Raw genomic sequence first — 9,265 nt, forward strand, 5'->3', positions numbered from 1 at the left:
GACGCGATCCGCCCGCCGTTTAAAAGCGTCCTAAGTCCTTTTAGACTGCCTCCCAGCTCGCCCGTAAAAGCGACTAGATCGCCCTTTTTCGCGCCGCTTCGTAAAACTGCCTTGCCTCGAAGCTGTGAAATAATCGTAACGCTAAGTAAAATTTTATCGCTACCGATAGTGTCGCCGCCGATGATGGTAACGCCGTATTCGTCGCAAATGTCGGCAAATCCCTTGCGTAGCGCCGAGATTTGATCCGCGCTCGTGTTTTTTGGTAGCCCAAGCCCCAAAAGCGCAAATTTAGGCTTAGCGTTCATCGCGACGGCGTCGGAGAGATTTACGAGCATCGCCTTGCGCGCGATCTCCTCCATACTTAGCCAGCCTGCCAGGAAGTGCGTTCCCTCGCAAAAAAGATCCTTGCTATACACCCACCGGCTACGCTCATGCGCCACTACGGCGCCGTCGTCGCCGATGAAGGAGTTGCTAAATTTATCGATTATTAGGCGTTCTTTATCCATTTTGCGATTTTATAAAATTCGGGCTAAAAAGGCGCTTGAAAAACGAATTTATTTAGGCGGCTCGGCAAATTTAACCTCTCAAATTTGCCGAGTTTAAAATCTATCCGAAAATCTCAAATTTACTAAACAGCTCGGGCTCCTCTTTTACTATGCCGCGCTTAACGAGGTCGGCCACGACTTCGCGGTCGCAGTCTGTTTGCAGCGGCCAGCCGCGAGTATAGCCCTCGGCCTCGCCTTTTGCGGTCGCGTCGATACAGACCGCGCCCTCACGCACGTAGATATCGCGCAGAGCGTCGATATTATTTGTCACGCGCCAAAGCAGCATATATGGATTTTCCAGGCGGTTTTCGCAGCCGACGAAAACTAGTAGTTTAAAGTACTCTTTAAATTTCAAAAGCTCATTAAAAACCTCTTTTACGAGGCGATTTTTGTCAAATTTGACGACGCAAATCGGCGTTTTGGTATTTGTTTTAAACTGCACGAGCTGCGTTAAATTCGGCTCTATTTCTTTAAATTTAGCTAGTAGCGCGGCGTCATCCAAAAGCACCGGCGCAGGCGTAGAAAAATCCTGCGTCGCATCGATGCCCAGCTTACCGCCAAAGCACGAGTTTGGGCTCGCGTGATCGAGCTGATCGCACACGCCCTCGCTAATTAGCAGGCTTTTATCGCCGAAACGGTTTAAAATATGCTCCGTAAGCGCGTCATAATCGCTCAAATTTGGCGCATCATCACCCACAAAAACCGCGTGTTTGACGAAGCTCATCTGCCCCACGCCCCAAAACGCGTGCATCGCCTGCTTGGCGTGCGCCGGATAAAGGGTGTTGATTTTAGCTAGGATCAGGTTGTGAAAGACGCCGTTTTCAGGCATATTGTAGTCCAGAAGCTCGGGCACCGTCGTGCGCAAAAGCGGCAGGAAAATACGCTCGGTCGCCCAGCCCATATACTTATCCTCAAGCGGCGGCTTGCCGACCACGGTCGCGTGAAATACGGGCTCACGCTTGCTCGTGATCGCCGTAACCTCCATCACCGGAAATGGCCCCACTGGCGTATAAAAGCCGGTATGGTCGCCAAAAGGCCCCTCGAGCTCAAATTTATCCGTATCCACAAAACCCTCGATCACGTAGTCCGCGTCGTGCGGAACGTAAATTTCATTCGTCAGCGACTTTACGAGTTTGGCCGGCTCTTTGCGGATAAATCCGTAAAGCAGCAGCTCAAACACGCCCTTTGGTAGCGGCGCCTGACCGCACCAGATGTAGAGCGGATCGCCACCTATTGCCACGGAGACTGGCATCTTGCGGCCTGCGCGCTTGTATTCGTTAAAGAAATTCGCGCCGTCTTTGTGGATCTGCCAGTGCATACCGAGGCGATTTTTACCATAAATTTGCAGTCGGTACATGCCGACGTTTTGCAGTTCGCCGTCTAGGCTCTGCGTATAAACCTGCCCCATCGTGATAAAGGCGCCTCCGTCAAGCGGCCACGTTTTTAGCGCGGGAAGCGAGAATAGATCGACGTCATCGCCCATGAATTTGACCTGCTGACATTCGCCCTCGCCTTTTGATCTTTTCGTGAAAATTTTTCTCATCTCAAACAAATACGCGGCAAAATTTAGCTTTTTGCCAAAGCTTTTAGGTTTTTTAGGTTTTAAAAGCCGCTCGATCTCGCTCGCGATCTCATCGGGATCGCGTCCAAAAATAAGCTCTAAAGCGCGCTTTGAGCCGTAGATATTAGCTAGCACGGGAGCAAATTTGCGCCCCGTTTTTTTGCAAACGGGATTTGTAAAAAGCAGCGCCTGCGAGTTTTCGCGCTTGACCTCGATGTAGCTTGCGTGCGCGATCTCCAGATCGATATCCGCAGGCTCATCAATGACGCGCAGCAGGCCGTTATCTTTTAGAAGCTTGATGTAGTCCATATTTTTCCTTATAAATTTATACTTAGTTATCCAAATTTTAATAAAGTTAAATTTAGCAAATTTGGGCTAAATTTGTCATTTTATTGCGATTTTTTAAAAAATTTATAGAGAGAAATATGAAAAACTTACCAAACATAGGCGATCACATTTTCGTAGATAGAAGCGTGCTTGGCATCAAGCTTTACGAGCACCACGGCATCTACGTCGGAGACGATATGGTCGTGCACTATAACGGCTTGGCGCGCGGGATAGTTTTTGAAAAGAGCTGCTTTGAGGAGATCTTAAGCAATGTCGTGCCGCTAGATAAGCGCAATATCGCAAAAGTGGAGATGACTAGCCTCGAGGAGTTTGCAAGCGGCGATACTTGGCAGATAAAAGAGCATGCAAATGCACCGTTTAGCGGCACAGATATATCCCTTTGCGCCAAAGCCCGCGTAGGCGAGCAAAAATACAACCTGCTCATCAACAACTGCGAGCATTTTTGCAACGAGTGCGTATTTGGCGAGCATATGAGCGAACAGGTGCAAAACGTAAAGCAAAACTCGGCGCTATTTAGCGAGATAGAGCCACTTTTAGGGCAGATCATAAGTGAACTTTTCGGCGCACAAACTAAGAACGAGATCAAAGAAACTTTCGTAAAATCGTTCGCCGCGCTTGCGCAATTTATGAAAGATAGCGCGGAGCAAAAAGCTCGCGAGATGATAAAAGAAAACAGCGATAAGGCAAATTTGCAAATAGAGAAATTTAAGGACAAAAATGCCGAAATGAACGCTATGTTTAAAAAGATCGGCGCGGACTTAAAGACAAAGATCGCAAAGGATTTTAATATAAAAATTTAGTCCAACTACGGTTTTGACGCTTGGTCAAATTTAAAAGGTACTTTTAAATCACGGCTTTATTTCGCGGTATTTTATCCGCGTTTTGGCTTGCAGCATTTAGCGCGCTAGGTAGCGCCGCAGCTCCCGAAACGGCGGCAAATTTTAAGAAATTTCGTCTTTTTGGATACTTTAAAAATATCACGCGTCAAATTTGACCTATAAATTTACCTTAAGACGTCTTAAAAAGATAGCATTTAGAATTTGATCAAAGCCGCTCTGTCATTATAAACTCGCCAGTGTTCATCTGTGGCAAACCAGCCTCGTCCTGGACGCGCAAAAGTCGAGTCTTATTATCTGTCACGCCACTGATAATAAGTTTAAAAATTTATCCTCTTTATAGGCGTGTAATAGGTGCAACTTTTTAGTATCAGGCTATGCCGTTTCGGCGTTTTTAGAAGTAAGCGAGATACGAAATATCCCGCTAAAATCGCTGCTTTGCCCGAGCTTCGCGATATTTATCTAGCCAAATTTACTCGGCGAGTAAAAGTTATTTTTGAGGCAATCTCACATTTCGACCTTCAAATTTGAGTTTTTGTAGAAATTTTTATAAGTAAAAAGCTAGTGCACGAGCTCCAAATCAACCTGCGCAAAAAGCGCGGAGATAAAGAGCCCATGTGAGGTTTTTCATCAAGAGTTGGCCATCTCCTCGGCGCGTTTTAGCAGCTCTTTTGCGCCTTTACCGATAAATATCCGTCCAAGCTCGGCGCCCACGCTCTTCCACTCGCTTTTTTGCGCGACGATGTTTTCGCGTATGCTCTCGCTACCGTCTGGTAGCCCCACGACCGCGCGTATCTCGATCTTGTCGCCGTTTAAATTTGCATTTACGCCGATAGGTACCTGGCAACCGCCCTCTAGCATCGCGACGAAATCACGCTCCACAGTCGTCTCTATCACAGCTTTTTCGTCTTTTAAAAACTCTATCAAATTTAAAATCCCAGCATCATCTCTAGCCTCGATACCGAGCGCCCCCTGCCCCATCGCAGGAACCATCTGATCTAGCTCAAACGGCACGATATGTGCTACTTCGGAGCGTAAATTTAAGCGGTTCACGCCCGCCATCGCTAGGATAATCGCGTCAAATTCGCCCTCTTTTAGCTTGCGCAGGCGGGTTTTGACGTTGCCTCGTAGCGAGATGATCTCAAGGTCCGGACGCATAAAAAGTAGCTGCATTTTACGGCGCAGGCTCGTCGTGCCCACGCGCGCGCCCAGGGGCAGGTCCTCAAATTTAGCATATTTTTCGCTTAGCATCGCGTCCCTCACATCCTCGCGCGAGCAGATCGCGGCCAGCACCAGTCCCTCTGGGAAAACGACGGGCACGTCTTTTAGGCTATGCACGGCGATGTGCGTTTCGCCGCTTAGCATGCTATCTTCCAGCTCTTTTGTAAATAGCCCCTTACCGCCGATTTTGGCTAGCGGCGTATTAAGTATCACGTCGCCTTTGGTTTTCATACCCGTTAGCTCGACCGCAAGATTTGGGTAGCGCGATAAAATTTTATCCCTGATATGCTCGCTTTGCCACATCGCCAGCACGCTTTTTCTCGTTGCGATTTTTAGTTTTTCCATATTTGCCTCTTTTCTTCTACGACTTCAACGTCGATGATCTCGCCGTCATCGCGCGGTTTGTCGCGTCTGCTCTCAAATTTTTCGTAATAATATTCGCTCCCGCTCTTGCACTCGCCGCCGTTTTTTAAATTTGCAAAAAACGCGACCGCTACGATCACCGCGCCAAAAACGTCGGTGATAAGCCCCGGGATAAACATAAAAAAGCCCCCGATCGCCATACCTACGCTACTAAAGACGTCTGAGGGCTTAAAAAACGCGATATTGCTAGTTAGCTGAAAAAATCCGACGCGAAACATAAAAAACAGCCCCAAAATGGCCGATGCGATAACCTCTAGGACCAAATTTAAAAATCCGTACGCGTGGATAAAAAAATACGCTGCTGCGATCTCTAAAACGACGTAGGGCGTAAAAAAATGCTTTATCATAGGCTCTTTAGGCGCGCTAAAATTTCGCTCGCTTTGAGCGTTTCTTTAACTAGGCCGTCACGCGTAACGAGCTCGACCGTGCCCTCTGCCAACCCCTTGCCTACGATCACGGCATAAGGAAATCCCATCAGCTCAAATTCGCTCATTTTAACGCCAAAGCGCTCGTTTCTATCGTCAAGTAGTACCGAAACGCCCGCCGCGCGTAGGTCTTCGTAAAGCCCCTGAGCAAATTTAACGCCCTCTTCGTCTTTTAAATTTGAGACGATGATTTCAAATTTAAACGGAGCTAGGGTTTTGTTCCAGATTATGCCTTTTTCATCGTGGCTAGCCTCGACGGCGACGGCGACCAGGCGGCTAACGCCGATACCGTAGCAGCCCATAATAAACGGTTTTGCCTTGCCGTTTTCGTCCAAAAACGTAGCACCCATCGGCTCAGAGTACTTGGTGCCTAGCTTAAATATATGCCCGACCTCGATACCTTTGCTAACGCTTAAATTTCCGCCGCAGCAAGGGCACTTATCGCCGGCTTTGACCGCGGTTAGGTCTTTAAAGCGATCGGCGTTAAAGCTGCTAACGCTAACGCCGACGAAGTGATAATCTCGCTCGTTTGCGCCGCAGATCATCTGCGACTCGCCCTCAAGCTCCTTATCGATGTAAAACTCCACGCCCTTTAGCCCGACCGGCCCGCAAAATCCGCCCACAAGCCCGGCTGCCGCGATCTCGGCTTCGGTCGCGTCCGCTAGCTCGAGCGCCCCGCACGCGTTTTGGGCTTTAACCTCTTGTAGCTCATCCTCGCCGCGCACGAAAAATACCACGATTTTCTCGCTCTTTTCGCCTTTATCGCCGATAAAAATCGCCTTTTTTATCACCGCTTTTATGCAGTAAAACTCATCAACTCTAAAAAACTCTGCCACGTCTTTGATGGTTTTGGCATTCGGAGTTAAAAATTTAGCCGCGTCAGCCTCGGGCCGCTCCGCCTGCGTCGTTCGTTTTGCGCGGGTTGCGGCCTCTATGTTTGCGGCGTAGTCGCAGTTCTCGCAGACGATGATATCATCCTCGCCGCTATTTGCAAGCACCATAAACTCTTTACTTCCGCTGCCGCCTATCGCGCCGCTATCGGCTCTAACCGCGCGGAAATTTAACCCAAGACGAGTAAAAATTTTGCTATAAGTTTTTTCCATCAGGTCAAATTCACGGTCCAGATCATCGGCGTTTGCGTGGAAGCTATATCCGTCCTTCATCAAAAACTCGCGCCCTCTAAGTAGCCCAAATCTCGGCCTTGCTTCGTCTCTAAATTTGGTATTTATCTGATACAAATTTAGCGGCAGCTGTTTATATGACGTCACTTTGCCTCGCACGAGCGCGACGACGCTCTCTTCGTTTGTCGGGCTTAAAACAAAGTCGTTTTCCTTGCGGTCCTTAAAGCGCAAAAGCTCCTTGCCGTAGACGTCAAAACGCCCGCTCTCGCGCCAAAGATCGGCGGAGGTAACGAAGCTCATCGAGATCTCCTGCGCGCCCGCCTCGTCAAGCTCCTCTTTGACGATATTTTTTATATTTTCAAGCACACGTTTACCAAGCGGCAAAAAGTTGTAAAGTCCGCTGCCTACCTGCTCGGCGTAGCCCGCTCGGAGCAAAAATTTATGACTTGCCAGACTCGCGTCTTTTGGCGCTTCTTTTGCCGTCGGCGCGTAAAGTTTGCTAAATTTCATTCGTTCTCCCATTCAAATTCATTATTTTCTTCTTGCGGCGTTTGCTCCGCGACGTTAAAAATTTCCCCGATAGCTCTTAGTTGCGCTTCGCTTCCGGCAGCGCCCGCGAGGTTTTTTAAATTTATCGTCGGCGCGTGCAAAAACGCCTTAAAAACCTGATGTATGAGGCGATACGCCTCCTCTTTGTCGCTATGTTTTAGATAGCCCTTTTTTAGGGCTTTTGCTAGCTCTCTTTGGGCGCACTCTTTAGCCTGCTCTCTTATGCCTTTTATTAGCGGCGTGACGGCCACCTCGCGCAGCTTTTGGAAAAACGCCGCCGTATTTCGCCCGACGATACCGTATGCGATCTGAGCTTGTTCCTCGCGCAGGGCGAGATTTTTATTTACGATCTCTTGCAAGTCGTCCACAGCGTAAATTTTGATATTTTCGCCCTGTGCGATCGCGATATCGCGCGGCACGGCTATATCAAAAAAGTAACGCTTAAACTCCTTTGGCTCTACCATCGCGTCGATCAAAACCGGATGCGGCGCGGCGGTCGCGGAAAATATTATTTGATATTTATTTATGTACTGCGCTACGTTTGAAAGCGAGTCGTATTCGTTATTATCCCCCAGCGTTAGGGCTAAATTTTTAGCGCGCTCTTTGTTTCGGCTGATGATTATCGTTCGCGCGCCGCTTGCGATTAGATGCTTTGCGGCTAGCTCCGCCATCTCGCCAGCACCCACTATCACGGCGACCATGCCGTTTAGCGTGCCGAAAATTTCCTTTGCCTTCGCCACCGCGACGCTTGAGACCGAGATCGGATTTTTGGAGATTTCGGTTTTGTTTCGCACCTCCGCCGCACACTTAAAGGCAAACTCCATCGCCCTGCCGAGCTTCGCACCGCATTTACCGTTAGCGCGGGCAAATTTATACGCCTCTTTTAGCTGTCCCGCGATCTGCGTTTCGCCGATAACAAGACTATCTAGCGAGCTAGCTACGGCAAAAAGATGATGCACGGCGCCGTTATCCTCGTAGATGTCGGCTCTGCTTTGCAGCTCCTCAAAAGGGATACCGCAGATGAGCGACATGCAGGCGATGATGTGCTTGCTAGCGCCTTCGACCGTCTTTACGCTAGCGATGATCTCGACGCGGTTGCAGGTGCTTAGCACCATGCACTCGTTGATGTTTTGGCTGGAGCTAATGAGGCGTAAAATTTCGTTTTTGCGCTCGATGTTAGAAAAAGAGAGCTTTTCACGCACGGATATATCGGTGTTTTTGTGCGTAAAGCTCACGCTTGCGTAATGCATTAAAATTCCCTATCTATCATTGATTTTACGATACTTTCTAGGCCGTCTATGTTAAATTTCTCTACCGATTTTATCGCCTGCTCGCCTAAATTTTTAGCCGCTTCTATGCTTTTTTTTATCGCGCCCGTTTCGTTCATCTTTGCCCTCACCCAGCCCTGCTCTGACTCGCTCAGATCTTTTTTGAACAGGTTTTTTAGCTTCTCTTTGTCTGATTCGTTTAAGCTTTCGTAAAGATAAATGTAGGGCAGCGTCGTTTTACCCTCTTTAAAGTCACTAAAATTCGGCTTTCCAAGCGTCGCGGCATCTTGCGTGACGTCTAGGATGTCGTCGATTATCTGAAATGCTAGGCCTAAATTTTTGCCGTAAATTTTAAAATTACGCGTGTCAAATCCGGCCAGCATCGCTCCAACCGCAGCTGCAGCCTCGATCAAAACGGCGGTTTTGTAGTAGATCATCGTTTCGTATGCGGATTTGTCTTCGTTAAATTTAGCCGAGAGATCCACATCCATCATCTCGCCCACGCTTAGCTTACTAACCGCGCCCGATATCTCGCCCGCGATCTCGTGCGGGAATTTCGACAGCTCGTAAAAGCCCTTCGAGTAGAGGATATCGCCCAGCATCACGGCGTTTTTGGTGCCAAAGCTCGCATTTATACTCGGGCTTCCGCGCCTCGTGTCGGCATCGTCGATCACGTCGTCGTGAAGCAAGCTAGCTAGGTGAATAAGCTCGATAATCGCGCAAATTTTGAGACTCTGTTCGCTCTCGCACGCTATTTTTAAAAGTAGCTTAGAGCGCAGCTTTTTGCCCGAGTTTATCCGAGCAAACATCGCATTTGCGGGCTCATAACCAAGCTCTGCGATAAAATTTTTCATTATCAGATCGATTTTTTCCATTTATGCTCACTTAAATTTTGCTTTTATCTGGCGTTTTGCGCGCTATTTTGAGCGCCGCTCTGCTTTTTTGGCGGGTCCAAAAACTCCACGTCC

At 48.5% G+C, this 9,265-nt stretch carries 9 protein-coding genes; 1 reads left to right on the forward strand and 8 read right to left on the reverse strand.

Annotated elements, in window-relative coordinates:
• The coding region (locus H740_RS08310; RefSeq protein ID WP_002953207.1) for a thiamine-phosphate kinase at positions 1 to 506 on the reverse strand (506 nt) is incomplete at its 3' end.
• Between the two features lie 100 nt (positions 507 to 606).
• Positions 607 to 2,415 (reverse strand): menaquinone biosynthesis decarboxylase, encoded by a 1,809-nt coding sequence (locus H740_RS08315; protein ID WP_002953209.1) that lies wholly within the window; start codon positions 2,413 to 2,415, stop codon positions 607 to 609.
• A 116-nt stretch (positions 2,416 to 2,531) separates the two neighbouring features.
• Here H740_RS08315 and H740_RS08320 point away from each other — a divergent pair, with 116 nt between their 5' ends.
• A complete protein-coding gene (locus H740_RS08320) occupies positions 2,532 to 3,254 on the forward strand; it encodes a lecithin retinol acyltransferase family protein (protein ID WP_002953211.1) in 723 nt (240 codons plus the stop codon).
• A gap of 43 nt (positions 3,255 to 3,297) precedes the next feature.
• On the opposite strand, the gene H740_RS11550 is transcribed toward H740_RS08320, so the two are convergent.
• From H740_RS11550 to H740_RS08345, 6 genes are all read right to left on the reverse strand, one after another.
• A complete protein-coding gene (locus tag H740_RS11550; RefSeq protein ID WP_002953214.1) occupies positions 3,298 to 3,435 on the reverse strand; it encodes a twin-arginine translocation signal domain-containing protein in 138 nt (45 codons plus the stop codon).
• A 485-nt stretch (positions 3,436 to 3,920) separates the two neighbouring features.
• Positions 3,921 to 4,856, reverse strand: a complete 936-nt coding sequence (gene hemC, locus H740_RS08325) for a hydroxymethylbilane synthase (protein WP_002953215.1) — start codon at positions 4,854 to 4,856, stop codon at positions 3,921 to 3,923.
• Complete coding sequence (locus tag H740_RS08330; protein ID WP_002953216.1) at positions 4,844 to 5,281, reverse strand: FxsA family protein; 438 nt, start codon at positions 5,279 to 5,281, stop codon at positions 4,844 to 4,846. The genes hemC and H740_RS08330 overlap by 13 nt, the downstream gene beginning before the upstream one ends.
• The gene (locus H740_RS08335) at positions 5,278 to 6,990 is read right to left on the reverse strand and encodes a proline--tRNA ligase (protein ID WP_002953217.1); all 1,713 of its coding nucleotides are present in this window, start codon (positions 6,988 to 6,990) and stop codon (positions 5,278 to 5,280) included. Before H740_RS08335 ends, H740_RS08330 begins: the two co-directional genes overlap by 4 nt.
• Entirely contained in the window at positions 6,987 to 8,279 is a 1,293-nt protein-coding gene (hemA, locus tag H740_RS08340) for a glutamyl-tRNA reductase (RefSeq protein WP_002953218.1), read from the reverse strand. Before hemA ends, H740_RS08335 begins: the two co-directional genes overlap by 4 nt.
• Positions 8,279 to 9,172: a polyprenyl synthetase family protein gene (locus H740_RS08345; protein ID WP_002953219.1), complete on the reverse strand. Its 894-nt coding sequence runs from the start codon at positions 9,170 to 9,172 to the stop codon at positions 8,279 to 8,281. The genes hemA and H740_RS08345 overlap by 1 nt, the downstream gene beginning before the upstream one ends.
• Positions 9,173 to 9,265: the final 93 nt, after the last annotated feature.

It is taken from the genome of Campylobacter showae CC57C, assembly GCF_000344295.2.
Classification (GTDB): Bacteria; Campylobacterota; Campylobacteria; order Campylobacterales; family Campylobacteraceae; genus Campylobacter_A; species Campylobacter_A showae_B.

What these genes read in the sequence shown, in the direction of transcription:
- H740_RS08330 (WP_002953216.1), bottom strand. Translation starts at nt 5,281, where the DNA reads ATGATAAAGCATTTTTTTACGCCCTACGTCGTTTTAGAGATCGCAGCA.
- H740_RS08335 (WP_002953217.1), bottom strand. Translation starts at nt 6,990, where the DNA reads ATGAAATTTAGCAAACTTTACGCGCCGACGGCAAAAGAAGCGCCAAAA.
- hemC (WP_002953215.1), bottom strand. Translation starts at nt 4,856, where the DNA reads ATGGAAAAACTAAAAATCGCAACGAGAAAAAGCGTGCTGGCGATGTGG.
- H740_RS08320 (WP_002953211.1), top strand. Translation starts at nt 2,532, where the DNA reads ATGAAAAACTTACCAAACATAGGCGATCACATTTTCGTAGATAGAAGC.
- H740_RS08345 (WP_002953219.1), bottom strand. Translation starts at nt 9,172, where the DNA reads ATGGAAAAAATCGATCTGATAATGAAAAATTTTATCGCAGAGCTTGGT.
- H740_RS08315 (WP_002953209.1), bottom strand. Translation starts at nt 2,415, where the DNA reads ATGGACTACATCAAGCTTCTAAAAGATAACGGCCTGCTGCGCGTCATT.
- hemA (WP_002953218.1), bottom strand. Translation starts at nt 8,279, where the DNA reads ATGCATTACGCAAGCGTGAGCTTTACGCACAAAAACACCGATATATCC.